Genomic DNA, 25,215 nt, shown 5'->3' with positions numbered 1-25,215 from the left:
CGAAAAGCGTGTCGGGTTGACACCCCTTCTCTCATGCAGCAAGTGCTGTGGCACGACTCGTGACGAAGCCACCCCACCCAGAGCGTTTGGTAGGACGGCTCGCCTTCGGCATTGCGTGCGATCAGGTGCCTGCCGTGGGCTGGTGGGTGCTGGTGGCCTGGCCGTTCGCCGTCGCCAAGGCTCCGTTGACCGTCTCCAGGTCGATCTGGGGTCGAGGGTTCTGGTGATTCGTGAGAAAATTGGTCCGATCGAGCTAGTAATTGCTGTAACGCTCAGAGATCACTATTCCCCCGTTGGAGGGAACGTCTCCATGCGTTGCGATGGTGTGGGTTGCTGGCGGTAGGCTTCCGCACCGTTGCTCGCCGAGGCAGGTCAGGTGGAACGGTTGCCGAGCCAGGACGACGCGAGACCGTCACGTCCGGTGGGACGTGACGAGCTGGCGCGCGACTGGGCGATGAAGATCAGTCGCACCGCGTATGTGCCGCTATCCGCTGCGAAGCTGACCGAAGAGCTGCGTGAGCTGCTCAACGTCGTGGCCGAGGCGCTCGTCGACGAACCCGGTGTGGCCTCGTGGGTCGGCACTCGGCTGGTCGAGATGCACTGCGTCGGCGCTGAGAGCTTGCTGGAGTCGGTCGAGATCCTCGCGCGCTTCATCGTGCAGGAGGGGGCGGACGCCCAGCGGGCCGCGTTGGTGATCGGTGCCGTGTCCGCCGCTTACACGGCGGCCATTCAGGCTTTTGTGCTGGAGCAGCAGGAAAGCGTCAGTCAGGCCTTGTTGCGGGCGAATCGGGCTGTGCAGCTTGATTTGCAGGCCAGCGAGGAGCGGTTCGAGGACATTTTCGCGCACTCGTCCACCGGCATCGCGATCGTCAGTCTCGACGGGGAGCTGATTCGGGCGAACGAGGCGTTGTGCACGATCCTGCGGCGTGAGGACGTCGACGGGATGACGCTCACCGACCTGATCGCTCCCACCGACTTACCGCTCGTCAACGACGCGCTGGCCGGTCTGCGGCACGGGCGGATGCGGCGGGTGGAGGAACGGCCTCGGCTCATCGACCGCGATGGTGAGCACTTCCGGGTGCTGCTCGCGGCGACCGTGCAGAAGGACACCGAGGACAACCCGCGGCACTACGTGGTGATGATCGACGACGACAGCCAGCTGACGTTGCTCGGCGGGCGGTTGCAGTACCAGTCGTTGCACGACGCGCTGACCGGGCTGCCGAACCGGCAGTACCTCACCACCCGGCTGGAATCGTTGCTGCACAGCGACATCGAGCACGGGGTGACGCTGTACCACCTCGATCTCGACGCCTTCGCGGTGATCACGGACGGGCTCGGGCGCGAGGTCGGTGACAAGGTGCTGAAGCTCGTCGCCGAGCGGCTCAGCTCCGTGTTCTCCGCCGAGAAGGCGATGGTCGCCCGCTTCGAGGGTGACGAGTTCGCCGTGCTGGTGGAGAACGGCGTCGACACGCCGGACGTCGACACGACGATCCGGATGATCGAGCACGAGCTCGCCGAGCCCTTCTACTTCGGTGAGCACGGCGTCGCGGTGTCCGCGTCGATCGGGGTGTTGCCGCGGCTGCACCCCGGAGATCGTCCCGCCGAGGTGCTACGCGCCTCGGACATGACGTTGCGGCGGGCCCAGCGCAGCGGGCGGCGGCAGTGGGGGCTGCACGACGCGACTCAGGACAAGCGGGAGCAGGAAGAGCTCGCGCTCGCCGCCGTGATGCCCGGCGCGTGGGAGAACGGCGAGATCGAGGTCGTGTTCAACCCCGTCATGAAGCTCGACGGGTCGGCGCGGGTGTGCGTCGAGGCCGAGCTGAACTGGCGGCATCGCGACGTCGGGCTGATCCAGCACGAGAAGTGCGTGTCGATGGCCGAGCACACCGGGCTGATGCTGCCGCTCGGCGAGTGGATGCTGCGGACGGCCGCCGAGACCGCCTGCCGGCACGACGAGATGCTCGCGGTCTGCCTGACCGAGAGCCTCGCGAACAACCCGGACCTGGTTCGGGACGTGCGGCGCGTGCTGGCCGACACCGGGCTGCAGGCCGGGCGGTTGTTGCTGGGCTTCCCCGTGCACGTGCTCGCGTCCGAGGACAGCGAGGCCGCCGACAACCTGGATCTGCTGGCGGACATGGGCATCCACATCGGGGCGCGCGACTTCCAGGGTTCCACCGCCGAGATCGAGCTCGTGCGCTCGCTCGGGGTGGCGGCCGTGCGGGTGAAGGGGCGCCGCCAGAAGCCGGACGAACTGGTGTCGCACGTGCTCAGCGACCTCGTCGGGTTCGTGCACGAGGCCGGTGGCATGGTGGTGGTTGACTCGATCGAGGACGCCGAGCAGCGCGACTGGTGGGATGAGATCGGCGCCGACGCGGGTGTCGGGCCGGTGTTCTGCGTGAAGCCGACTACGGAGTGGCCCGACGCGGGTTGAGGTGCACGAGGATCAGCGCGAAGCCCGCGATGGTCACCATGCGCAGGGCCGCGCCGATGCCGTTCCAGTCCTTCGACTGCCACATCGCGAACCACTCACCGCCGATGGTGATGAAGCCGCCGAGGAACAACGCCACGATCATCAGCAGGCCCGCGGACGCGAACTGGCGCGCGCTGTCCTCCTTGTCGCGGAGGTAGGCGATGGTGCCGGCGGTCAGCAGGACCGCGGAGATCGCCTCCCACAGGATGATCGCGACGTAGACGATCGTGACGACGGCAGGGCTCGTGATGGCCCGCCACTTCAGCCCCTCGCCGAACGTGGTGTCCATCGCCAGGACGTGCTGCACGAACGCCTCGTTCGTGCCGTAGTCCGTGACGTTGCCGAGCACCACCAGAATCATGTTGAGAGCGATGAACCCCACGGTCACCGCGACGATCGCGCGCAAGCTGCCGACCCGAGCAAGAAGACGCATGAAGCGGACAGTAACCGATGCAGTGCCGGCTGTGAGGCAGTTGCGCGGTGAGGGTCAGCACGGATCCCGGAAGTCCATCTGAGACAGACGTTCCTGCCACAGCGCGGGGGTCAGCACGCCTCGGGTGGCCGTGCAGATCCGCTTGATCTCGTGTTCCACGTCGAGGTCCCACAGCCGCACGACGCCGTCCGCGTTGCCGGTGGCGAGCACGTTGCCCTGCGGCGCGAACTGGGCCAGCGGTTCCGCCGCCCAGTCGCCCGCGATCTGGCGGCCCAGGAAGTACGGCTTGGCCGGGTCCTCGACGTTCCACAGCCGGAACGTCCTGTCGGCGCTGCTGCTCACCAGCGTCCTGCCGTCGGCGCTGACCGAGATCGCGCTGATCGTGCCGGTGTGCCCGGACAGCTCGCTGATCCGCACCGGGCGCTCGCGGTCGCGCACGTCGTAGAGCCGGATCACCTTGTCCTGCCCCGAGGTGATGAGCGTGCGCCCGTCCGCGGTGAAGATCGCCTGCCCCACGACCTGGGGCGCCTTGATCGGCTCTCCCAGCTGCCGCGGCCGTGCCGGGTCGCTCACGTCCCAGAGCCGCACCGTCTTGTCGCTGCTCGCCGTGGCGACCGTGCGACCGTCCGGGCTGAACTCGACGTCGTTGATGTAGGCGTCGTGCCCGGTCAGCGGGACACCGAGCGGGACGGGCCGCGCCGGGTCGCGCACGTCCCACAACCGCACCGACTCGTCGGTGTTGCTGGTCAGCAGCACCTGGCCGTCCGGGCGGAACACCGCCCACGCCGAGAACCGGTTGGACAGGACGAGCGGTTCACCGAGCGGTTTCGGGTGCTCCGGATCGCTCACGTCCCACAACCGCACCGTCTTGTCGCCGGCCGCGGTGGCCAGCACCTTGCCGTCCTGGCGGAACCGCGGCCGGCTGACCGACCGTTCGTGCCCCAGCAGCGGTTGCCCGATCTGCTCGGGGTGCTGCGGGTCCGAGACGTCCCACAGCCGCACGGTCTTGTCGCCGGAGCCGGTCGCGACGATCTTGCCGTCCGGGCTGAACGACGGTGTCGTCACCTGGGAGGAGTGGCCGATGAGCATGGCCTGCGGCAACGACCACAGGTTCACCGCGTTCTCCAGCGAACCGGTCGCGAGCGAGTCGCCGTCCGGGCTGAAACCCACGGCGAAGATGCCGGCTCCCCGTGCGGCGAGCGGCCGGCCGAGCGGGGTCGGTGCGGCCGGGTTGGTGAGGCTCCACAGCCGGGCGGTGGCATCGGACGCGCCGGAGGCGAGCGTGCGGCCGTCCGGGCTGAACTTCACCGACCACACCGGTCCGGTGTGCCCGACGAGCGGCTGGCCCACCGGTTCCTGCGTGGCCGGGTCCCACAGCCGCACCATCTTGTCGTCGGCGCCGCTCGCGAGCAGCTTGCCGTCCGGGCTGAACGCCACGCTGTGGATGCCGAGCGTGTGGCCCGTCATCGGCTTGCCGACGGGCGTCCTGGTGGCGACGTCCCACAGCCGGATCGTCTGGTCGTCGCCCGCGGTGGCCAGGGTCCTGCCGTCCGGGGTGAACGAGAGCGAGCGGACCGAGGCGGTGTGCTCGCGCATCGGCTCTCCGGACGTAACGGGGTTCGCCGGATCGCGGACGTCCCACAGCACCGCCGAGCGGTCCTCGTTCGCCGCGGCGAGCAGCGTGCCGTCGGGGCTGAACTCCAGCAGGTACGAGGGGCCGTTGCCGGTGTCGATCGTCTTCAACGCCTTGGGGGCGCTCGGGTCCGCCACGTCCCAGAGCCGGATCGTCGCGTCCTGGCCGGTGGTCGCGAGCACCTTGCCGTCCGGGGAGAACACCGCCGAGCTCAGCCAGTTCCGGTGCTCGGCGATCACCGCGAGCTCCTTGGGGCGGCTGCGGTCCCGGACGTCCCACAGGCGTGCGGTGCGGTCGTAGCTGGCGGTGGCGAGCAGCGAGCCGTCCGGGCTGAACGTCGTCAGGTAGACCGCGCCGGTGTGCCCGACGAGCGGCACGGCCAGCGGGACCTGCTGGATCGCGAGCAGCTTCGCGACCACGCCCTGGTCGTCCGGGCGCATGCGGTGCGCGACCATCAGGAACTGCGCCGACAGCGACGGATCGCTCGCGGTCAGCCGGTCGGCCTCGGCGACGACCTGGCGGAACTGGGCGTCGTTGCGCTGGTTGACCGCTATCACGGCCGCGCCCGCCGCGATCAGCGCGAACACCGCCACCAGCGCGACCGCCGACCTGCGCAGCCAGACGTTCTTGCGGTGCTGGCGTTCGGACGTGCGCACGAACTCCTTGGCGATCGTGGTGACGTCCCGCTGCTGCCGCACGCCCTCCAGCCGTGCGCCCCGGTAGAGCAACGACGAGTCGCGGTCGTGCGCCGACCACGTCGCCGCGTCCTCCTCCAGCCGCTGCCGGGTGAGGTTGCCCGCCCTGTCCTCGTCGAGCCAGCTGCGCAACCGGGGCCAGGCCTGCAGCAGCGCCTCGTGCGTGATCTCGACCGAGCCGGCGTCCGCGGTGACGAGGCGGGCGTGCGTGAGGACCTCCAGCGCGCGTTCCGTGGCGGGGAGGTTCGTGCTGGCCTCCAGCAGGCTGTGGCGGCTGGAGCGGCGGCGGGTGTCCTGCGTGTCGTCACCGACCCTGACCAGCCGCAGGAGCAACTGCCGCGCGGCGGCCCTGGCCGGTTCGTCGAGGTCCGACCAGGCGCGTTCGGCGGTGGCGGCGACGGCGCCCTGGATGCCGCCGGCCGCCTGGTAGCCGGCGATCGTGAGGCGCCCCGCCTGCCTGCGTTGCCACGTCGCCAGCAGTGCGTGGCTGAGCAGCGGGAGCGCGCCGGCGTCGTAGGCGTCCTTGCCGCGGCGGTTGTGCGTGCCCAGGTCGCGCAGCACGAGGTCGACCAGACCGGCCTCCAGCTGCAGGCCCGCGGCCTTGGCCGGGCTCGTCACGGCGTCGCGCACCTCGGCCGCGGACATCGCGCCGAGCACCATCTGCCTGCTCTGCAGGGCCTCGGCGAGCTCGGGGAAGTCGAGGCAGCGGGCGTAGAAGTCGGCCCGCACGCCGAGCACGACCGCGCTCTTCTCGGCAGCCGCGTGCAGGGCCTGCACGAAGATCCGCAACCGGTTCTCGTCACCGCCGAGGGTGAACGCCTCCTCGAACTGGTCGACGATCACCACCCGGTCGCCGACCGCGAGCTGCACCTCGTGCGTGAGGTCGACGTGCCCGTCCGCGGCGACCGCCGACTCCAGCGCGGGGATCAGCTCCGGTACCCGGAGCGCGAACTCCTTCAGCGGATCGGTGCCCGGCGAGATGACGATCGTCTCCTTGTCCAGCCGGGGCAGCACGCCCGCTTTCATCAGGCTGGACTTGCCGGCGCCGGACGCGCCCACGAGCATTGTGATGCCGTTTTCGTTCAGCCGGTCGAGAAGTGCGTTCGTCGCCATTTCCCGGCCGAAGAACCAATTCGCGTCCTGCGGCCCGAATGCGCTCAGGCCCATGTACGGGCAAACGGAGTCGTCTCCCTGAGGAGGTGTGTCCGTTTCGGTGACGGGGCTGGCGAGCGCCTCTTCCCAGAGGGTGCGCCACACGTCGAGTTCGTACAGGCCGTTGATCGCCGGCTGAGGTCTGCGCTTGCGGGCCTCGCCGACGAGGACCTCCAGGACGGCGCTCAGTCCGCTGAACCTGGCGGGGACGTTGCGCCCTCGCCGCCAGTCGCTGACCCGCTGGGCGGGCACTCGCAGCGGCCTGCCCTGCTCGTCCGATCGGCGGGCACGGGTGACCGATTCAGTGACCCTCTTCAGGGGAGGGTCGCCAGCCTCCGCGTAGAGCAGCGCGAAGCGCTCCGCGAAGACGCCACGGGGTCCCAACCGGCCTCCTCCTCGTCCGGACCGGAAAACGAGGACCGCCCGTCTGAGCTGCGGCGCACGCGCCGCACAGGCAGTCAGAGACCCACCATAACGAGGTGGTCTGACAACCTCGACTCCACGACCTTCACGAGCAGGGGGAGATCGCCGACGTGAGAGTGACCGACTGGGGCAGAGCGTCCACGGCTGAGGAGCGCTGGGGGTCTCCTCAGCCGTGGCCCGCGGGGCCGCTTCCCGGCGAGTGGCAGGGAGCGGTCTGCTAGGTCAGGCGGCCTGCCAGAGCGCGTCCGCCTCCGGTTGCTTCGGCTGGACCCGGTTCGGATCGGGGAGGTAGGTCTCGGTCGGGAGCGTCACGTACGTGATGGCGTCCGGTTCCAACGTGGTGAGTTTTCCCGCGAGATCGGCCAGTTTCGGAATCGAGCCGATTCCGGTGTCCGTGACGATGGACTTCGTGAGGATGTCGGCCAGCTCGAGGGTTTTCGCCGGACTGGCGAGCCAGTTCTCGTTCGCCAGTTTCTCGCTCAAAGCCCGCATGAACAGCTGCTGGTTCTTGATGCGGTTCAGGTCGCTGCCGTCACCGATGCTGTAGCGGGTGCGCACGAATGCGAGCGCCTGCGTTCCGTTCAGCTTCGCCGGCCCGGCCGGCACGTGCAGCCCGCTCTTCTCGTCGTTGATGGCCTCGGGCATCGTGACGTCGATGCCGCCGAGCCGGTCGACGACGTCGCGGAACCCGTTGAAGTCGATCTGCACGAAGTGGTCGATCCGGATGCCGCTCATCTGCTCGACCGTCGCCACGGTGCACGCGGCGCCGCCCGTGGAGAAGGCGCTGTTGAACATGGCGATGGCGACCGGCGGGTCGTCGCCGCAGCGCGGCCTCGGCACCATGGTGTCGCGCGGGATGCTGATCACGCGGGCCTGGTCGCCCTTGGCGTTCAGCTGGACGACCATGGCGGTGTCGGACCGCTCGTCGTCCTTGCCGACGAGGAGGATGTTGAGGGGCCGGCCAGGCGTCGACGGAGGCCTGGGGTGGGTGATCTCCTTCGCGAGATCGACGGTCTTGAGATTGCTCTCGAGCCGCCAGTAGGAGCCCCCGGCCACGACGCCCGTCGCGATGACCACGGCGGCCCCCGAGACCGCGAGCCATCGTTTCAAGTGGACGTTCATGCTTCTCACGGTCCCCGTTGTTTGTCCAGGTCCCGTCGGCGGTTCGTCATGGTTGTGTCACAGCGTGCCTCAGCTGGTCGAGGAAGCGGGCGTTGTCCGCCGTGACGGCGTACCGGGCCGTCGTGCGTTCGGTGGCGACGTCACGTCCGAACGGGCTGTCCTCGGCCAGGAACCGCTGGTCGGCAACGATCTTGCCGCGCGTGTAGCGGCCGGTGAGCTCGATCGCGAACCGGTCCTCGCGGTAGGTCGCGAGACCGGGGTCGCAGAAGATCGCCGCCGCGAGCGGATCGTGCGGGACGAAGCCCTTCTTGCCGAGGAAGCTGCCGTAGAAGTCGGCGTAGAAGCCGAGGATCCGCCTCGGGAAGCAGTCGCCGGGCAGCGCGTCGAGCCACTCCTGCGGCGCGTGCCCCTCCATGGTGACGTCGAGCCCGACGATCGTGAGGTCCTCGAAGCCGGCGGCGAGGACGAGGTCGGCCGCCTCCGGGTCGTGCCAGAAGTTGGCCTCGGCCTGGGAGGTGATGTTGCCGGGCACGTTGAGCGCGCCACCCATGACGACGACCTTGCCGAGCAGTTCCGGCAGGCGCGGCTCGATCTGCAGGGCGAGAGCGACGTTCGTCAGCGGCCCGATGGCGAGGAGGCTCAGCTCGCCCGGGCTCCGCCTTGCCCGGTTCGCCAGTTGCTCGGCGGCGCTCTCCCCGGTGGGAGAGGCGGCGGGCTCGTCGCCCGCGTGGCCGCCAAGTCCGTCCGGCCCGTGCACGTCCTCGGCGGTCATGAGGGGCTGCGCCAGCGGCTTCGCCGCACCCATGGCCACGGGAACGTCGAGCCCGAGCCGTTCGGTGAGCCGCAACGCGTTGGCCGTGGCCTGCTGGACCGGCACGTTGCCGTGGACCGTGCCGATGGCGACTATTTCGATTTCCGGCTGGGCGCGCAGGTAGTACAAAGCGAGGGCGTCATCGATACCGGGGTCCGCGTCGACGATGATCCGCATGCGTTCGATCATGCCAGTGGGGGAAGCCATGACGGTCCGTCTCGCAGAAGCCTCCGACGCTCCAGCCGTCGCGTCGGTGCACGTCCAAACCTGGCGGGCCGCCTATCGCGGCCTGGTGCCGGATTCCGAGCTTGAGAGCCTGTCCGTGGCCCAGCGCACGGCGATGTGGGAACGAGCCATCCCGCGAGGCGGTGTCTGGGTAGGACTCGCCGACGACACCGTGGCCGGCTTCTGCGCCGTCGGCCCGTCCAGCGAGCCTGACGCCACCTTCCAGCTCTACGCGCTCTACGTGCTGCCCTCCGCATGGGGAACCCCGCTCGGGTACGAGCTCGCACGCGCGGCGCTCGGGACGGAGCAGGACGTGGTGCTGTGGGTGTTCGACGAGAACCCGCGGGCGCGGCGGTTCTACGAGCGGCTCGGGTTCCGCGCCGACGGCACGGTCAAGACCGAGACCATAGGCGGGGCCGAGCTGACCGAGATCCGCTACCGGCTCACGGGCGCCGCAGCCTGAATTCCTGCCTGTCCCGTGACACCCTTTGCCCGACAGCCCGAAGCCAGAGCAGGGGAGCCACCGTGGTGTTCCGACCTGTGTTCCGCCGCAACCTGGAGTCGCACGAGGCCTCAATCGCCCGCGAGGTGTTCGGCGACGCCCTGGACATCAGCGCACTGAGCCTCGCCGAAGGCGGCCTCCTGGGCAGCTTCGGCGTGGCCAGAACCCTCCCGCGCCTCGTCACGTTCCCCAAGGGCGTCCTGACCACACCGCAACACCAGGCCCGTTACGAACGCTGGCTGGTCCACGAGCTGACGCACGCCTACCAGTACCAACACGGCCGCAGCGTCCTGAGCCTCCTGCCGACCGCGATCGCCGGGTTCTTCGCGAAGGGCCTCTACGACTACGGCGGCGTGGAAGGCCTGCTCGGGAAGACGTTCGCCGACTTCAACACCGAGCAGCAGGCCAACATCATCGCCGACTACTACTACCTGAGCAGGTATGAGCCGTCTCGTGATCTGTCGGCCTACGAGCCGTACATCAGTCACGTCCGCGCCGGCAGGTGAGTGTCGAGTTTGCGAACTCGCACCACGCACAACCCACTCGGGGATTCTCGCTGACGATGACTGCTGGCAAAGATCAGGGCCCGACAGCGTTTCAGCATGTCAGGCCCTGATTTCACCCGGCGAAAGGTGGTGCCCCAGGCAGGATTCGAACCTGCGACACACGGTTTAGGAAACCGATGCTCTATCCCCTGAGCTACTAGGGCTGGCGACAGCAGTCTACCGGGGTGCCGCCACCGAGTTGACCAGTGCCCCCCACTGCCGCGAACCGGCCCGCCCTCACGCACCGTGAGGGCGGCGCGGAGCGGGCTGCGGCCGTTGGAGGGAAGTGAGGCAGGCCACCTTCTGCCGGGCACAAACGTCAGGTAGGGAGAGGGCGTGAGCAGACCCTGGCCCGACTTCCGTCCTGGCCCGCTTGGTTCCCTCAAGGCCTGGTGGCGCCGGAGGGTGCCCAAGCGCGCTGACGACATCACGTTCGTGCCGCCGGCGAGCAGTCATCAGCAGGAGTTCGAGACGCCGTTGGCCAGTGCGGTCTACGGGCTGGACTTCCACTTCAAGTTCACCGTGGTGTGGCGGCTCGATCTGGCCACCGGGTTGCGGCACAACTCGCCGCGCAGTGCGGCCATCCACCACGTTCTGCAGCGGGCCAAGGAGATCAGTTCCAAGGCGATGCTGGTGCATCACGCCGCCCTGCAGGTGCAGTTGGGGGATGAGCTCGCCACCGAACGGCAGGTGCCCGGCACGCATGTCTGGGCGCGGGCCGAGCAGGTGAAGATCACGGTTGGTGACGAGGACCTGGAGATGGCTCGGAAGCACGTCGAGCTGTTGCGGAACTCCACGTTCAAGTTGGCCGAACGGGACGTCGAGCGGGCCGAGATCCGGTACCTGCGCGACGAGGTGTTGACGGACGTCGGCACGGCGACGATCTGGTGGTTGCAGCGCAACGGGTACCAGGTCGAGGAGGCGGTCAAGCTGGCTGATCACCTCGCCGAGCTCGTGAAGCTCGCGCAGCGGGAGCCGGCCACCAACTGGGCCGAGTCGTTGGTCAGCAGTGTGGAGCGGGCCATGCCTGAGCTCGGGGACGCTCATCGGCAGGACCTGAGGCTGCACCTGGTCAAGGCCCTCAGCGTCTACGGTGGGGAGCGGGTGGCCGCCGAGTTCGCCGACCAGGTCGGGTTGCCCGCAGGCGAACCGCGCAACAACGGGCACGTCTAGGCTGACTGGGGTGTTGACCCAACTTCGCAGTGCCGCTGTTGTCGCCGGGTTGCGGGCTCTGGCCCGGCTCACGCCCTATGCCGAGGCGGAGCTCATCGGGCTTCGCAAGGTCGTCAAGCCGGGGGACGTCTGCGTCGACGTCGGGGCCGCGCTGGGGCTCTACACGGTGACCTTGTCGAGACTGGTTGGTCCACAAGGGACTGTGCACAGCGTCGAGCCGCTGGTGTTCGCGCACCCCGCGCTTTCGTACGTGTTGCGGCCGCGGGAAGGTGCCAACATCAGGAGGCACTCCGTTGCGCTTGGTGCGGAGAAGCAGGGGCGTGAGGTCATGTCCGTGCCGGTGCGGCACGGGAGTCCTGTCACCGGGCGGTCGTTCCTCACGGTGGGGGCCAACGGGCTCGGGTCCAACGAGGAGTTCGAGCAGCACCTGGACGTGCTGGTGAAGACGGACACCCTGGACCACTTCGTGGAGGAGCAGGGGATCACCCGGCTCGACTTCGTGAAGGCCGACGTGGAGGGGGCCGAGCTCCGGGTTCTCGAAGGGGCGACGGAGACCATCGAACGGCTCAAGCCCGCGTTCCTGCTCGAGATCGAGGAACGGCACGTCGAGCGGTTCGGCTACCACGCGAAGGACGTCGCCGACTTCCTCGCGGAGCGCAGGTATCGGATGAGCACGTGGCACGGCGGTGAGTGGGTGCCGACCGGCTCCATCGGGGACGAGGTCAGGAACTACCTGTTCAGGGCCTGAAATAAGTTGAGGACGCCGACCCCTGGGGGTGGATCGGCGTCCTCATCTCGAAGGCCTACGAAACGTAGACCTCAAGCTCGTACAGGGAGTACCCGTACTGATTGGCCCGTTGCGTGCCCGTCAGCCGCAGGTATCTCGCGTCCTGTGGTGTGAACGCTACGACATCATCGCCGCCATCGCCAGCACTTGTGGAGAAAACGTTCCGCCAGTTCGTGCCGTCATTGGAAATCTCGATGCGGTATCCCCTGGCGAAAGCCGATTCCCATCGCAACACGGTGCGACCGATTCGTTGCACTGCGCCGAGATCCACCTGGATCCACTGGTTGTCGCTCCAGTCGCTGGCCCAGCGGGACGCCGGGTTGCCGTCCACCGCGTTCGACGGCGGGAGGTTGTTCCAGCCCTTCTCGTACGACGACGCGGTGGCGGTGCGGCCGGCGGCCAGGTTGGTGGTGGTCTGGCCGCGGCGGGACGGGAACTGCACGACCTGCTGGTACGTCGGGCGGTTCTGCCAGTGGATCTTGTCGTGGGTGATGCCGCCCATGGCGCGGTGGATGATCGTGTCCGCGCACCACTGGTCGCCCGCGGCGCAGTCGGCGTCGCCGGGGTAGACCGAGGTCGCGGGCTTGGCGACGGCCGCCTGCAGGGAGCTCACGAGTGCCGTGCGGCAGCCGGGGAGAGTGCCGCCACCGCAGTAGGTCTGCGGGAACGCGCCCTGGACCGGGTCGCCGAGGACCTTGCGCAGGTCCTTGTCCACATAGCCCCACCAGCCGTACTGGAACGACGAACCCTTGTGCGGCGCGGCGCCGTGCGTGTCGGACGGGGCCTCGTCCACCTGCTGGGCGGCGACCAGGGCGTTGTACAGGCCGTCACCGAGCGACGGCTTGAACTGCGACTCGACGAGCAGGGGCCACCAGGCATCGAGAATCCGGATGGCTTCGGCGTGGCCGTAGGTCTTGCTGCCCTTCGCGGTCTCCTTGCGCAACGAACCGGAGCGCTGCCAGTCCTTGAGCTTCTGCACGACCGGAGCCAAGGAGGCGTCCACGGGAGCGGACTCCAAGACCCTCAGCAGTTCGGGCAGCACCTGCTCGGCACGCAGGTCGGCCACCGCCGCCTCGGCCATCACGCGGGTCAGGGACGCACGGGTGACCTTCTGGCCGGACGCGATCAGGGCACGGACGCGGGCGTCGAGCAGGTCGCCGCGGTGCACGGCGCTGTGGCCGAAGCCGCCGAACGTGAAGTCCTTGGCCTGTTTGTTGTTCCAGGACATGTAGTAGTCCTGGTTGATCGAGTTCGGGTGGCCGGCGAACGGCATGTAGGCGGCGGTGTTCTCGTCGCCGTTCCAGTCCACCCACTCGTACTCGGCCCGCCCCCACGTCGGCAGGTTCGGGTCCACAGTGGATCGGCGGACCGGGTTCAGGCCCGAGTTGAAGTACGCGGAGTCGCGGGAGTCCACGTAGAACCAGTTGAACGCGTAGCCGATCTTGTTGGCCGCGCGCTGGAAGTCGGTGGCCGAACGGATCGCGGACGGATCGTTGAGCTCCTGGAAGCCGATGATCGAGTCGACCTCGTGCATGTACGTCGAACGCAACGTCGTGTAGGCCACGACCTTGCCGCCGACGGTCGCCCTGCTCGTGACCAGGCCGTACTTGGTCCGGTACATCACCAACGTGTACGAACCGGCGGGTGTGCCGTCCGCGACGGTGGGCTTCCAGGCGTTCTTGCGCTCCAGCCGTTCCATCGGCAGGCAGGCGCCGTGGAACAGGTAGTGCGACGAGGCCTTCGTGGGAGCGGAGCCGTCCGGGTTGCACAGCTCGACCGCGTAGGTGTCGACGATGTCCTGACCCGACGAGGTGGCGCTCCACGAGTAGTCGACGCCCCGGCCGAGCTGCACGTACATCGAGACGCCCGCGAACGAGACGCCGCGCGAACGGATGCCGGGGCCGTTGAGCTCCTGCAACAGGAGCAGCTGCGGCGCGAAGTAGCCGGTCTGCGGTCCCCACACGGCGATCGGGTTGCCGCTGTCGGTGTGAGCACCCGACACCGCGATGGCGTTCGACATGCCGTGCTTCTTGTTCAGCAGGTCGGCGGGCAACACGCCGTCGGCGAAGATGCCGCGCGCCTTCGCCACGTCCTCGGAAGCGGGAACGGCGACGGAAGTGCCCGTGCCGCCCACCTCGTCGTAGACCATGCGCTCCGGCGTGACGTTGCCGCCGTCGGGAAGTGCCACGCCCTGGGGCGAAGCGGGTGAGGCGGAGTACGGGAACGACTGTCCGTCGTGGAGGGTCAGCACGGCCTCGGGGTCGTTCTGCGCCCGGAACGCCTTCCACACCTGCTCACCGGCGGCAGCGCCGTACTTGTTCTGCGCGGCCAGCTTCACCAGCGCCGACTGGACCTCGCCGCCACCGCCGGCACCGAACAGGCCACCGACCACGGACGCGATCGCCACCATGTCGGTCGTCTTGAACGGCTGGATGTCGTTCCAGTTCGTGATCGAGTCGGCGTGCCCGGTCAGCACGTACTCACCGGGGAAGTTGCGAGCGCTCACTGCCTGCGTGATGTACGCGTTGATGCCCGCGGTGTAGTCGGTGACGTCGGCCAGCGCCTGCCGGCCGCGCTCACCGCCGTTCGCGGTAGCGCTGTCGATCTGCTTCTGCAGGTCGGCCTCGGTATAGGGGATCTGGTTGAAGAAGCTCTGCTCCAGCACGCGGTTGCCCGGCGCTCCACCGGCGAAACCGGTCAGCTGGCCGCGTCCGAGGTGGCGGAAGACGTCCATCAGCCACAGGCGGTCCTGCGCGGCCGCGAAGCCGGCGCCGAACATCGTGCCGGACCGCGTGGTGCCGGTGATGTGCGGCATGCCGATCTTCTTGTCGCGCACGATCGTGACGTCGGACCGCGGCTTGATGGTGCTCTCGACTTGGTCGGACGGCACGCCGAACGACGCGTCGTTGAAGAAGTCCGTCAGTTGCGAGTTCGTCAGTCCGCCGTAGCCGTTGACGAGGGCGTCATACTTGCCGAGCTGGTCGGCCGAATGTGCGGGCCGGGTGCCGAACGCCTTGTGCGCGAGGATTTCGGCCAGCGTCGCGTTGCCGTTGTTGCCGGGAGGCAGGATGTCGCCGCACTGCCCGAGGCAGTAGTCGTCGGCGGCGAACGCTGCCGCGCGTGGGGGTTCCTCGGCGTTGGCCGACGGAACGATCAGAAGCGAGGCGGTGACGGCGGCGGTCGCCAGCAGGGTCGTCACCGGATTGGCTCTCCGCATCGCGCGAAGCTCCTCTCCGTGCAGGGCAGGGCTGTTGTGACGCACGTTACTTTCCGGTAAGGCTATTGCGAAAGACCTTCGCGTTTTCCGATGTGGCGCAGGAAGGCCTGTATCGATCCCGAAACCCATCGAAAAGACATATGGGCAGAAACAAGGCCAAGCGAGACATCTGAATCGGATTACCGAGGCCGTATCCGTGTTTCTGGTACGTCATTCCACTCAGTGGGATTTCGATGTTTCGTCACTCAGGGTTCCGATGATCCCTCCTAACGCCTGGTGGCCCGCCTACGCAGCGAAGTCAGCGCGCAATTCCGGTAACTGTGAACGCCCACGGCGATCTCGAAAATCCGTAACCACATGATGAGATAACTGAGAATTAACGTGACCTTCGGCGTGCGTACGCCAAGATCACGAACATGAGGGAGCACGGAACGCCAATGCGGGAGGCGTCGTGATCAAGGTTTTGCTGGCCGACGACGAGGACCTCGTCCGCTCCGGCCTTCGCATGATCCTGAGCAGCGTCGGAGACATCGAGGTTGTTGCTGAGGCCGATGACGGACATCTGGTAGCCGACCTGGCGCGCCAGCATCGTCCGCACGTTGTTCTGCTCGACATCCGGATGCGCACCTCGGACGGACTCGTGGCCCTGCGGAGGCTGCGGACCCTGCCGGACCCACCGAGGGTCTGCATCCTCACCACGTTCGACGTCGACGAATACGTTTCGGAAGCACTGCGCCTCGGCGCGGCAGGCTTCCTCCTCAAGGACACCGAACCGGAACAGCTCGTCAAAGCCGTGCGTGATCTCGCGCGCGGAGGCGCTGTTCTCGACCCCGGTGTGGCGGCGAGAGTTCTCGCGGCCGTCGCCGACGGCGAACGAATGGCGGAGCCGGCACGCAGGCTTCTCCAGAGCCTGTCCGAACGCGAGCGCGAAGTGCTCGTGCTGATCGGTCAGGGCATGTCCAACGCGGAGATCGGCGGCACCCTGCACCTGTCGGAGGCGACGGTGAAGGGCTACGTCTCGTCCGTGCTCGGCAAGATCGGCGCGGTCAACCGCGTGCAGGCCGCACTGGTGGCCTACCGCGGCGGCCTGATCGCCTAGACGCCGAGAACCCCTAGTTCCCGGACACGATCTCGGGCACCTCGTCCACCGAGGGCTCGACCTCGACCCTGTTGCGGCCGTGCCGCTTGGCGCGGTAGAGCGCCATGTCGGCGGCCGCGAACAGCTGGTCCAGCTTGGCCGGTCCCGCCGCCACACCGATGCTGACCGTCGGGCGGCGGACCGCGCCGAGCACCATCGTCCAGTCGTGCCCGTCGACGGCCGCGCGGATCCGCTCGGCCACGTTCGGGCCGACGTCCATGTTCGGCCCGGTGTCGCCGAGCAGCACCACGAACTCGTCACCGGCCCAGCGCGCCACCAGGTCGTCCGAACGGCACTCGCGCCGCAGCAGCGCCGCGATCTCGCGCAGCGCCGCGTCGCCCGTCGCGTGTCCCGCGTCGTCGTTGACGCTCTTGAACCAGTCCACGTCGACCAGCACGAGCCACGGCACCCGCCCGCGCGCCGCCGTCGACTCCAGCAGCGCGGCGGCCGCCCGTTCCAGCCCGAGGCGGTTCGCCAGGCCCGTCAACGGATCGCGTGCCGCGGCCTCCTGCGCCGCCACCGCGAGCCGTTGTGCCTGAACGGCCACCCGGCGCTGCTCCAGCGCCTGGCCCAGGCCTTCCTGCAACGTCTCGGTGGCCGTGCGGGAAGCGGCCATCGACCGCCGCAGCGCCTCGGCCTCGCCCACCGCGTCACCCAGCGCGTGGCATATGTCCGCCAGCTCCGTGGAGAACCGCAGCAGCAGTGACGTGTCGTTGATCCGTTCGGCGTTCGACACCGCACGCGACGCGTGTGTGCGCGCCTCGTCGAAATCGCCCTGTTCGCGGCGCACGACCGCGAGAACCCAGTTGCCGACCGAGATTCCCCACAGGTCGGTGGCGTCGACCGCGAGCCGCAGGGTTTCCTCGGCGATCTCCTCGGCCTTGTCCAACTGCCCGACGCCCGCGAGGGACCGTCCGTACGCGCCCATCAGGGCGCGCCGGTGCACCTCGTCCTTGACGATGCCGAGGCCCTCGTCGAGGTACGCCAGGGCTTCCTCGAAGATCGCCGGCGCCGCCGCGGGAGGCCCGGAGCAGGCGCGGAAGTTCAGCGAACCACCGAGGCGCTGCAGGCAGTGCGCCAGCGTGTCGGTGTTGCCCGCCCGCCGCGCGACCTGAACGGACAGTCGCAGCATGTCGAGCGCCGCGCGCCGGTTGCCGATGCCCTCCATCAGATAGCCCAGTGAACCCATCGTCTGGGCCACGGCGGGGCTGTCCGAACGGTCGGCGTCGAGATCGGTCCACCCCTCGGCGGCCAGCTCCAGCGCGAGGGGGATGCGGCCGAGGCGCCAGGCCATCACCGCCCGGTTGACCAGCACCGCCGACCGGACCCAGCGGTCGGCACCGGGGGACACCTTGGTGACCACCTCGTCGAAGAGGCTGTTCGCCTCCGGCAAGCGGCCAGCGTTGAGCAACGCGCGGACCTCTCGGTCCAGCCGCGGAATCTGGCCCGCTACCAGCGGATCGCGTTGCTCCACTCGTTCATCGACTCCGTTCCGACTGGCCGAGCGGCCCGCACAGGCTACCGGGTCTGTCGCGCCCCGTACCGATCGTGGTGCAGGACGTCATCGAGGGGTAGTCGGTTGCGCCAACCGTGACGTTCCAGATCGGGCGTCTCGGGCAGTGATCGAACCGGACCGACGCACAGCCACGCAACCGGACGGACCCTTGTGGGGATGTCCAGCAGACGGCGCAGCACATCTTCCCGGTAGAAGCTCACCCAGCCCACACCGAGTCCCTCTTCCGTCGCGGCCAGCCACAGGTTCTGGATGGCGAGACACACGGAGTACAGACCGGCGTCCGCGATCGCGTGCCTGCCGAGCACCGCCGGCGAGCCCCGGTCCGGGTCGTAGGTGACCACGATGCCGAGGGTCGACTCCATGACGCCCTCGACCTTGATCTTGGCGAACGTCTCGGCCCGGTCCTGGTCCAGCTGAGCTGCGAAGACACTGCGCTCGGCCTGGACGTGATCGCGGAAGGCGCGCCGGGTGGACTCGTCGCGCACGAGCACGAAGTCCCACGGCTGGGAGAGTCCGACGCTGGGGGCGGCGTGGGCGGCGGTCAGCACCCGGCGCAGCACGTCGTCCGGGATCTCCTCGCCGGAGAACTCGGCGCGGGTGTCCCTGCGGCGGTGGACCACGTCGTACAAGTTCATTCGTGCGATCGTGCCTCACTCGAAAGCACCAACTTCACGCTGGTGAGGTGGCGCTGATCTCACCTGAGGCGATAGACCGGTCGGATGCGAAGAATGAGAGGCGGTTACGGCTCGGCGCTCGGATTCGGCGGCGGAGTCGGCGTGACCGCGTTCACCGGCGCCTGGCCGCTGCTCGCCCTCGTCCTGCTCGCCGCCGTCGTGGTGGTCGTCTCGCTGCGGACCACGATCGTCGGCGCGGGCCTGGCCGCGCTGCAGTGCTGGGGCCTCTACGCGACCTTCTTGGTGGGTGTTCGTGGCGATCTGACGGCCGACCAACCCCCGCCGGGGGGCCCGGCGGGGGGGGCCCCGGCCGCCGCGCGGGCCTTCCTGGCCAGCGCGGCGGTGCGGGTCATCGCGCTTGTGACGGGTACGGCAGCAGGGCCATCTCCCGCGCGTTCTTGATCGCCGTGGCGACCTGGCGCTGCTGTTGCGGCGTCAGGCCGGTCACCCGGCGCGACCGGATCTTGCCCCGGTCCGAGAGGAACTTGCGCAGGAGCGTGACGTCCTTCCAGTCGACGACGGTCACGCCCTCCTTCGCGAGCAGGTTCTGCCTGCGCTTGAGCGGCCTCTTCTCGCGCATCACCAGCTCGCCTTCGAGACGCCGGGCAGCTCACCGCGGTGGGCCATCTCCCTCAGCCGGACGCGGGACAGACCGAACTTGCGGTTGTAGGCACGCGGCCGTCCGTCCACGACGTCGCGGTTGCGCAGCCGGGTGGGTGAGGCGTCCCGAGGCAGCTTCTGCAGGCCCCGCAACGCCTCCGCGCGCGTCTCCGGGTGCCGCAGCATCTCCTTGAGCTCGGCCCGCCGCTGCGCACAGCGCGCCACGACCTCGCGCCTGCGGAGGTCCGCGGCGATCTTCGACTTCTTCGCCACGTCCTCAGCGCTCCTCTTTGAACTCGACGTGCCTGCGCGCCACCGGGTCGTACTTGCGCAGCACCATCCGGTCCGGGTCGTTGCGGCGGTTCTTGCGGGTCACGTAGGTGTAGCCGGTTCCCGCGGTCGACCTCATCTTGATGATCGGCCGCACGTCGGTGCTCTTGGCCATCAGACCTTCACCCCCTGCGCGCGGAGCCGGGCCACGGCGGCCTCGACGCCCATCTTGTCGACGATCTTGATGCCCTTCGCGGACAGCGTCAGCGTCACGAACCTGTTCAGCGACGGCACGAAGTACCGCTTGCGCTGGACGTTCGGGTTCCACCGGCGCCGCGTCTTGCGTTGCGAGTGCGAGACGCGGTTGCCGAAGCCCGGCTCACGGCCGGTCAGCTGGCAGCGCACGAGTACCTCCAGGAGACGAACTCAGATTGAAACGACTTTCGTTTTCATCTACGGTACCTCACATGGAAACCGTTGTCGTTATGGTGGCGGGGCTGGTCGACCACGACGTCGCCGTGCGGGTGTGGCGCGACCGGCCCGGCTCGGTGCTCGTGCGTCACGTAGCTGCGGAAACGCACGTCCGCCGCTGGGTCGACGGCATCGCGACCGACATCGACCTGCTGCACGGCTGCGTGTCCTGCACCGTGCGGGAGGACCTGCGCGAACTGCTCGGGGCGTTCGCGGGCCACGAGGTCGTGCTGCACCTGGACCCGTTGCTGGAACCGGACGCGGTGCGCCGCAAGCTGGGCATCGACGTCGAGTGCGTGATCACCGTGCTCGACGCGGCGACCTGGCTGGACGACGCCCTGGGCGATGCGTCGATGGTCAGCGACCAGCGGACGGTGGCGCAGGTCGTCGTCGCGCAGGCCGAGGCCGCGGACGTGCTGGTGCTGCAAGGAGACGCGGACGAACGCACGCTCGCCGTGCTCGACCGGCTCGCTCCGGGCGCACACCGCTGCACGCCCGAGACGGTGGTCGTGCGCAGGAGCACCCGGCCGCGGCTGATGCCCCTCACGCCCGAATGCGGTGTCTCGACAGCGGTTTTCACGGCGGACCGGCCGTTCCACCCGGCGCGGCTGAACGACGCGCTCGACTCGTTGCTCGACGGAACGGTCGTGCGCTCGCGCGGCCGGCTCTGGGTGGCGGACGAGCCGGACGTCGCGCTGCACCTGGAGTCCGCGGGCTGCGGCATGCACGTCGGCGAGGGCGGGCCGCGCGGGGGCAGGACCACCCAGATCGTGGCGATCACCCTGGGCGAGCCGGACTCCATCACCGCGGCGTTCGCCGAAGCGCTGCTCACCGACGACGAACTGTCCTTCGTGGACTCGATCCGAAAGCTGGCCATATGAAGCCCGGAATCCACCCCGACTACCACCCGGTCGTCTTCCAGGACGCGTCCACCGGCAAGTCGTTCCTGACCCGCTCGACCGCGACGTCGTCGAGGACGATCGAGTGGGAGGACGGCAACTCCTACCCGTTGCTGGTCGTCGACATCACCGCCGACTCGCACCCGTTCTGGACGGGCACGCAACGACTGGTGGACACCGCCGGCCGGGTCGAGAAGTTCAACCGCCGCTACGGAAAGCGAGAGCGCTGATGGCCGTTCCCAAGCGCAAGACGTCCAGGTCCAACACCCGTCACCGCCGGGCGCAGTGGAAGGCCACCGCGCCGGACCTGGTGCGCGTGCGCACGTTGGACGGCAAGGAACTGCTCGTACCCCGGCGGCTGGTCGCCGCCTACAAGCGCGGGCTCGTCTAGACGGGGCGCTGGACCGTTCCGTCCGGTGAGTCGCGCCACTGGTCGAAAGGGCGGTCCAGCCTCCACCCCGTGCCGTCGTGGTCGAGCACGCGGTTCTCGCACGTGTCCGGATTGGACAGTGACTCGAACAGCTCGATGCTCCAGTCGAAGAGCCTGCGGCAGAGCAGCCTGATCGTCAGGCCGTGCGACACGACCAGCACCGTCTTGGGATGCGCGTCGTCCTTGTGCATCCGGACTTCCAGGCCGTCGAGGAACGCCGCCACCCGGTCGTCCACGTCCGCGCCGGACTCGCCGTTGGGCAAACGGAAGAAGAAGTGCCCGAACGCGTGCCGCTGGTGCTTGAGCACCTCCTGCTGCACCGGGTCCTGCAGGTTGCCCCAGTCCTGCTCGCGCACCCTCGGCTCGGTGACGATCCGCTCCGCCGAGATCCCGAGCAGGTCGAACGTCCGCCTCGTCCTCGTGTACGGGGAGACGTAGGCCGCGACCGGGCCGTCGCCGATCAGGGTCTTGATCGCCGGACCGGCCGCGCGCGCCTGCTCCTCGCCGGTCTCGGTGAGGGGGAGGGCGTGGTCGGGGATGCGGCAGTAGGCGAGCTCGTCGACGTTGCCGAGGCTCTGTCCGTGGCGCAGCAGGATGATCCGCACCCCACCATCGTGCCTCAGCTCCGCGAGCGGCCTGGGCGTTACAGTGCTCGGCGAGTCGAGGAGGATGGTGTCACATGATCAAGTACATCGCGCTGTACAAGAAGCCCGCCGACCCCGAGGGCTTCGACCAGAAGTACTTCGAGTCGCACCTGCCGATCGTGAACTCGGTTCCCGGACTGGTCCGCGCCGAGGTCGCCAAGGTGCAGCAGGTGTTCCTGGCGGGCTTCCTCGGTGAGAACGAGCCGCACCTGATCGCGGAGATGTACTTCGAGTCCCATGAGGCGTTCAAGGCCGTCCTGCAGTCGCCGGAATGGGCCACCTCGGGTGCCAACCTCGCCGAGATCGGCGGGATGGAGCTCGTCGCCATGTTCAGCGCCGAGGTGGTTTCGTGAAGGCCGTGGTCATCGGTGGCGGCACGATGGGCGCGGGCATCGCGCACCTCCTGCTCGCGCACGGCCACGAGGTCACGCTGTCGGAGGCCGACGCCGAACGCGCCGAACAGGGCAGTCAGGCGGTCCGGCGTTCGCTCGGCAGGGCTCAGGAGAAGGGCAAGCTCGCCGACGCGGACGCGGTGTTCGCGAACCTGAGCACGGCCGAGCCGCCGGCGGACGCGGAGCTGGTCGTCGAGGCCGTGCCGGAGAACGTGCCGCTGAAGCAGAAGGTCCTCGGGTCCGCGGCCGAGAAGTGCCCGCGGGCGGTCCTCGCCTCCAACACGTCGTCGCTGTCGATCTCGGAGATCGCCGCCGGCCTGCCCGGCGAACGCGTGCTGGGCATGCACTTCTTCAACCCGGTCCCGGTGCAGCAGCTCGTCGAGCTCGTCCACCACGAGGGCGTCGACCCCGCGAACGTCGCCAAGGCGCGGACTTGGGCCGAGCAGATGGGCAAGACCGTCATCGAGGTGCGCGACTCGCCTGGGTTCGCGACCTCACGGCTGGGCGTCGCGGTGGGCATGGAGGCGATCCGCATGCTGGAGGAGGGTGTTGCCTCCGCCGCGGACATCGACACCGGCATGAAGCTCGGCTACCGCTGGCCGATGGGCCCGCTGGAGCTCACCGACCTGGTCGGCCTCGACGTGCGGCTGGCGATCGCCGAGCACCTCGCGGCCGAGCTGGGGCCGCGGTTCGAGCCCCCGCGGCTGTTGCGGGACAAGGTCGCTCGCGGCGAACTGGGGAAGAAGACCGGCCAGGGCTTCTTTTCCTGGTAGATAGGTGTCCGTGCACATCCGCGAGTTCACCGAGGACGACCGCGACGCCGTGTTCCGGCTCCGCAAGGTCGCGTTCAACGGGACCAAGCCGTCGGGGCCGCTGCTCAGGCCGGGTTCGCACGGGCTGCTCGCCGAGATCGACGGCCGGGTCGCGGGTGTGCTCGGCATCGGCTCCTACGCGCAGTTCTACGGCGGCGCCGCGGTTCCCATGGGCGGGATCGGCGGCGTCGCCGTCGACGGGGCCTACCGCGGCCGCGGAATCGCGAACGCGCTGCTCGACGCCGCGCTCACCACGATGCGCGAGCACGGCCAGCCGCTCTCGGCGCTCTACGCGACCGTGCCGACGCTGTACCGGCGCCGCGGCTGGGAACGCGCCGGGGTCTTCGAGTGGGTCGAGCTGCCGATGGACAGGCTGCTCTCCGTTCCGAAACCCGCCGAGCCGATTCCCTCGCGCCCGGCGGAGAAGAGCGACCTCCCGGCCCTGCACGAGTGCTACCTCGAGGTGGCGCGGACGATCGACGGCATGGCCGACCGCAGGCCGCCGCGGTTCGAGCTGGACAAGGTCCTGGAGATGGACCTGGTCAGCGTGCTGCCCGGCCCGAACGGCCTGCGCGGCTACCTGACGGCCACCCGCGAGCCCGGCGGTGACATGGGCCGGCTCAAGGTGCACGACCTCATCGGCGTCGACGTCGAGGCCCAGCTCACCCTGCTCGCGTCGCTGGCGTCGTGGGCGGGCCTCCTCGAAGCCGTCGACCTGCGGATCACCGACCCGGCGACGGTGAACCTCCTGGGCGGTACGCCGTTGCGCTACTCCGTGTGGACCTCGACGTGGATGCAACGCGTGGTCGACCTGCCCGCCGCCGTGGCCGCGCGGGGCTGGCCGCGCCTCGCGAACGCAGCAGTGGACCTGGAGGTCGTCGACGACCACGCGCCGTGGCACGCGGGTCTGCAGCGCCTCGTCGTGGAGGACGGCTCCGTGCGCGTCGAACCAGGTGGTACGGGCGCGGTGCGGTTGCACGCACGGGCGCTCGGACCGTGGTTCTCCGGCGCGCAGAACACGCATGCGTTGCGACGTGCGGGTTTGCTGGAGGGCGACCCGGCCGACGCGGTGGTGCTCGACCAGCTCACCGCCTCGCCCGGCACACCCCGGCTCGCGGACTTCTTCTGACGAACGGGTGTTTCATCACGGGACTCCCACCTGTGCGTCGGTCACAATGGACGGATGGCAGGGGACCAGGACGAGGTCAGGCATGCCTACGGCGACAACATGGGTTGGCGCCTGAAGGGCTACGCGAAGCGGCGCAGCGGGTCACCGGTCAGCGTGCGGGAGATCTCACGAGCCCAGTTCCTGGCGATCAGGCCGTTCTTCGACGCCGAGGACAACCCGTGGCTGGTGGACCTCCACGAGGTGCTCCCCGCGATCCGGCCGCGCGTCGAGCACGTGCTGGGCCCGCTGGACCCCGAGCAGGACTACTACGTCACCGGCCACCCGCTGGACTGGGACAAGGACCCGGTGCAGGTCGCGCGGGACTTCCTCGACGTCAAGTACCCGCTCGCGAGGGCGGCGTTCCTCGGCGGCAGCGTGGCGGCGGGCAACTACACGGCGAACTCCGACCTGGACATCGTCGTGATCGTCGACGACCTTCCCGGCGCGTTCCGCGAGACGCTGCGGTACCGCGGCTGGCCGGTCGAGCTGTTCTGTCACACGATCGAGTCGTTCCAGGACTTCGTGGCCCGTGACACCGAGGGCCGGCGCCCTCCGTTGCTGAACATGTGCGCCGAGGGGTTCCTCATGCTCGACGCCGACGGCACCGGTCAGCGCATGAGGTCCGAGGCACGCGTCCTGCTCGACGCGGGCCCTCCTCTCGCGACCGCCACCGAGCTGGAGGACCGCCGCTACGGCACCACGGACCTGCTCGAGGACCTGATCGGCGCACGGGACGAGGACGAGCGCCTGTTCGTCGCGGCACGGCTGCTGAGCTGCGCGGGAGAGCTCGCGCTCGTCATGCAGAACCGGTGGCTCGGGCACGGCAAGTGGCTGCTGCGCCGGCTGCGCGACGCCAAGGAGGACGAGCTCGTGGACGCCTACCGGGCGTTGGTGCGGGGCGAGGGCGCCGAGCGGTTCATCGCCGTCGTGGAGGCCGTCCTGGTGTCCGCGGGCGGGCGGCTGGACGCCGGTTACCGCCGCGCGGCGCCGCCCCGCTGACCAGCACTAGTCTC

At 69.0% G+C, this 25,215-nt stretch carries 26 protein-coding genes and 1 tRNA gene; 14 read left to right on the top strand and 13 right to left on the bottom strand.

Going from position 1 to position 25,215, the window contains the following annotated elements:
* The first annotated feature begins 421 nt into the window (after nt 1-421).
* Nucleotides 422-2,431 carry a diguanylate cyclase domain-containing protein gene (locus ORI60_RS43840; protein ID WP_266043908.1) on the top strand — a complete coding sequence of 670 codons (2,010 nt, stop codon included), beginning with the start codon at nt 422-424 and terminating at the stop codon, nt 2,429-2,431.
* Here ORI60_RS43840 and ORI60_RS43835 read toward each other — a convergent pair.
* From ORI60_RS43835 to ORI60_RS43820, 4 genes are all read right to left on the bottom strand, one after another.
* Complete coding sequence (locus ORI60_RS43835) at nt 2,406-2,903, bottom strand: DUF2165 domain-containing protein (RefSeq protein WP_266043907.1); 498 nt, start codon at nt 2,901-2,903, stop codon at nt 2,406-2,408. The genes ORI60_RS43840 and ORI60_RS43835 overlap by 26 nt on opposite strands.
* Nucleotides 2,904-2,957: 54 nt before the next feature.
* Nucleotides 2,958-6,767, bottom strand: coding sequence for a hypothetical protein (locus ORI60_RS43830; RefSeq protein WP_266043906.1), 3,810 nt, complete (start codon nt 6,765-6,767; stop codon nt 2,958-2,960).
* 261 nt (nt 6,768-7,028) lie between these two features.
* The gene (locus ORI60_RS43825) at nt 7,029-7,928 is read right to left on the bottom strand and encodes an LCP family protein (protein WP_266043905.1); all 900 of its coding nucleotides are present in this window, start codon (nt 7,926-7,928) and stop codon (nt 7,029-7,031) included.
* Nucleotides 7,929-7,974: 46 nt separating this feature from the next.
* On the bottom strand, nt 7,975-8,916 hold the full coding sequence (locus ORI60_RS43820; RefSeq protein ID WP_266043904.1) for a nucleoside hydrolase: 942 nt from the start codon (nt 8,914-8,916) through the stop codon (nt 7,975-7,977).
* A gap of 28 nt (nt 8,917-8,944) precedes the next feature.
* Between ORI60_RS43820 and ORI60_RS43815 the strand changes: the two genes are divergently transcribed.
* The gene (locus tag ORI60_RS43815; protein WP_266043903.1) at nt 8,945-9,427 is read left to right on the top strand and encodes a GNAT family N-acetyltransferase; all 483 of its coding nucleotides are present in this window, start codon (nt 8,945-8,947) and stop codon (nt 9,425-9,427) included.
* A gap of 62 nt (nt 9,428-9,489) precedes the next feature.
* Nucleotides 9,490-9,972: a hypothetical protein gene (locus tag ORI60_RS43810; protein WP_266043902.1), complete on the top strand. Its 483-nt coding sequence runs from the start codon at nt 9,490-9,492 to the stop codon at nt 9,970-9,972.
* Between the two features lie 127 nt (nt 9,973-10,099).
* Here ORI60_RS43810 and ORI60_RS43805 read toward each other — a convergent pair.
* Nucleotides 10,100-10,175: transfer RNA gene (locus ORI60_RS43805), tRNA-Arg, on the bottom strand.
* Between the two features lie 172 nt (nt 10,176-10,347).
* Between ORI60_RS43805 and ORI60_RS43800 the strand changes: the two genes are divergently transcribed.
* Nucleotides 10,348-11,184, top strand: coding sequence for a hypothetical protein (locus ORI60_RS43800; RefSeq protein WP_266043901.1), 837 nt, complete (start codon nt 10,348-10,350; stop codon nt 11,182-11,184).
* A gap of 10 nt (nt 11,185-11,194) precedes the next feature.
* Nucleotides 11,195-11,932 (top strand): FkbM family methyltransferase, encoded by a 738-nt coding sequence (locus ORI60_RS43795; RefSeq protein ID WP_266043900.1) that lies wholly within the window; start codon nt 11,195-11,197, stop codon nt 11,930-11,932.
* A gap of 55 nt (nt 11,933-11,987) precedes the next feature.
* Here ORI60_RS43795 and ORI60_RS43790 read toward each other — a convergent pair whose 3' ends face one another.
* Entirely contained in the window at nt 11,988-15,188 is a 3,201-nt protein-coding gene (locus tag ORI60_RS43790) for a penicillin acylase family protein (RefSeq protein ID WP_266043899.1), read from the bottom strand.
* A gap of 451 nt (nt 15,189-15,639) precedes the next feature.
* Here ORI60_RS43790 and ORI60_RS43785 point away from each other — a divergent pair, with 451 nt between their 5' ends.
* Nucleotides 15,640-16,287, top strand: coding sequence for a response regulator (locus ORI60_RS43785; protein ID WP_030481367.1), 648 nt, complete (start codon nt 15,640-15,642; stop codon nt 16,285-16,287).
* A gap of 13 nt (nt 16,288-16,300) precedes the next feature.
* Here the strand turns inward: ORI60_RS43785 and ORI60_RS43780 are convergent, their stop codons facing one another.
* Nucleotides 16,301-17,800, bottom strand: a complete 1,500-nt coding sequence (locus tag ORI60_RS43780; protein WP_266043898.1) for a sensor domain-containing diguanylate cyclase — start codon at nt 17,798-17,800, stop codon at nt 16,301-16,303.
* A gap of 44 nt (nt 17,801-17,844) precedes the next feature.
* Nucleotides 17,845-18,477 (bottom strand): 5,6-dimethylbenzimidazole synthase, encoded by a 633-nt coding sequence (bluB, locus tag ORI60_RS43775; RefSeq protein ID WP_266043897.1) that lies wholly within the window; start codon nt 18,475-18,477, stop codon nt 17,845-17,847.
* An 84-nt stretch (nt 18,478-18,561) separates the two neighbouring features.
* Between bluB and ORI60_RS43770 the strand changes: the two genes are divergently transcribed.
* The gene (locus tag ORI60_RS43770; protein WP_266043896.1) at nt 18,562-18,918 is read left to right on the top strand and encodes a hypothetical protein; all 357 of its coding nucleotides are present in this window, start codon (nt 18,562-18,564) and stop codon (nt 18,916-18,918) included.
* On the opposite strand, the gene rpsR is transcribed toward ORI60_RS43770, so the two are convergent.
* Genes rpsR through rpmB form a run of 4 tightly spaced genes read right to left on the bottom strand, consistent with a single transcriptional unit; the run spans nt 18,866 to nt 19,791 of the window.
* Nucleotides 18,866-19,096 carry a 30S ribosomal protein S18 gene (gene rpsR, locus ORI60_RS43765; RefSeq protein ID WP_266043895.1) on the bottom strand — a complete coding sequence of 77 codons (231 nt, stop codon included), beginning with the start codon at nt 19,094-19,096 and terminating at the stop codon, nt 18,866-18,868. The two genes, ORI60_RS43770 and rpsR, sit on opposite strands and share 53 nt — an antisense overlap.
* Nucleotides 19,096-19,389, bottom strand: coding sequence for a 30S ribosomal protein S14 (rpsN, locus tag ORI60_RS43760; protein WP_266043894.1), 294 nt, complete (start codon nt 19,387-19,389; stop codon nt 19,096-19,098). The genes rpsR and rpsN overlap by 1 nt, the downstream gene beginning before the upstream one ends.
* 4 nt (nt 19,390-19,393) lie before the next feature.
* The gene (gene rpmG / locus ORI60_RS43755; RefSeq protein ID WP_030481361.1) at nt 19,394-19,561 is read right to left on the bottom strand and encodes a 50S ribosomal protein L33; all 168 of its coding nucleotides are present in this window, start codon (nt 19,559-19,561) and stop codon (nt 19,394-19,396) included.
* Entirely contained in the window at nt 19,561-19,791 is a 231-nt protein-coding gene (gene rpmB / locus ORI60_RS43750; RefSeq protein ID WP_266043893.1) for a 50S ribosomal protein L28, read from the bottom strand. Before rpmB ends, rpmG begins: the two co-directional genes overlap by 1 nt.
* A 62-nt stretch (nt 19,792-19,853) precedes the next feature.
* On the opposite strand from rpmB, the gene ORI60_RS43745 reads away from it, so the two are divergent.
* Genes ORI60_RS43745 through rpmF form a run of 3 tightly spaced genes read left to right on the top strand, consistent with a single transcriptional unit; the run spans nt 19,854 to nt 21,147 of the window.
* Nucleotides 19,854-20,738 carry a GTP-binding protein gene (locus ORI60_RS43745; RefSeq protein WP_266043892.1) on the top strand — a complete coding sequence of 295 codons (885 nt, stop codon included), beginning with the start codon at nt 19,854-19,856 and terminating at the stop codon, nt 20,736-20,738.
* Nucleotides 20,735-20,986 (top strand): type B 50S ribosomal protein L31, encoded by a 252-nt coding sequence (locus ORI60_RS43740; protein ID WP_266043891.1) that lies wholly within the window; start codon nt 20,735-20,737, stop codon nt 20,984-20,986. Before ORI60_RS43745 ends, ORI60_RS43740 begins: the two co-directional genes overlap by 4 nt.
* On the top strand, nt 20,986-21,147 hold the full coding sequence (gene rpmF, locus ORI60_RS43735; protein ID WP_266043890.1) for a 50S ribosomal protein L32: 162 nt from the start codon (nt 20,986-20,988) through the stop codon (nt 21,145-21,147). The genes ORI60_RS43740 and rpmF overlap by 1 nt, the downstream gene beginning before the upstream one ends.
* Here the strand turns inward: rpmF and ORI60_RS43730 are convergent.
* Complete coding sequence (locus ORI60_RS43730) at nt 21,144-21,791, bottom strand: histidine phosphatase family protein (protein WP_266043889.1); 648 nt, start codon at nt 21,789-21,791, stop codon at nt 21,144-21,146. The genes rpmF and ORI60_RS43730 overlap by 4 nt on opposite strands.
* A gap of 74 nt (nt 21,792-21,865) precedes the next feature.
* On the opposite strand from ORI60_RS43730, the gene ORI60_RS43725 reads away from it, so the two are divergent.
* Genes ORI60_RS43725 through ORI60_RS43710 form a run of 4 tightly spaced genes read left to right on the top strand, consistent with a single transcriptional unit; the run spans nt 21,866 to nt 25,201 of the window.
* Nucleotides 21,866-22,183, top strand: a complete 318-nt coding sequence (locus ORI60_RS43725) for an EthD family reductase (protein WP_266043888.1) — start codon at nt 21,866-21,868, stop codon at nt 22,181-22,183.
* Nucleotides 22,180-22,995, top strand: a complete 816-nt coding sequence (locus ORI60_RS43720; RefSeq protein WP_266043887.1) for a 3-hydroxyacyl-CoA dehydrogenase family protein — start codon at nt 22,180-22,182, stop codon at nt 22,993-22,995. The genes ORI60_RS43725 and ORI60_RS43720 overlap by 4 nt, the downstream gene beginning before the upstream one ends.
* A gap of 4 nt (nt 22,996-22,999) precedes the next feature.
* Nucleotides 23,000-24,163, top strand: a complete 1,164-nt coding sequence (gene eis / locus ORI60_RS43715) for a GNAT family N-acetyltransferase (RefSeq protein WP_266043886.1) — start codon at nt 23,000-23,002, stop codon at nt 24,161-24,163.
* A 54-nt stretch (nt 24,164-24,217) separates the two neighbouring features.
* The gene (locus tag ORI60_RS43710; protein ID WP_266043885.1) at nt 24,218-25,201 is read left to right on the top strand and encodes a nucleotidyltransferase domain-containing protein; all 984 of its coding nucleotides are present in this window, start codon (nt 24,218-24,220) and stop codon (nt 25,199-25,201) included.
* Nucleotides 25,202-25,215: the final 14 nt, after the last annotated feature.

This window comes from Lentzea sp. NEAU-D7 (assembly GCF_026242055.1).
Lineage (GTDB): Bacteria > Actinomycetota > Actinomycetes > Mycobacteriales > Pseudonocardiaceae > Lentzea.
This window is presented reverse-complemented; position numbering and strand designations above follow the sequence as displayed.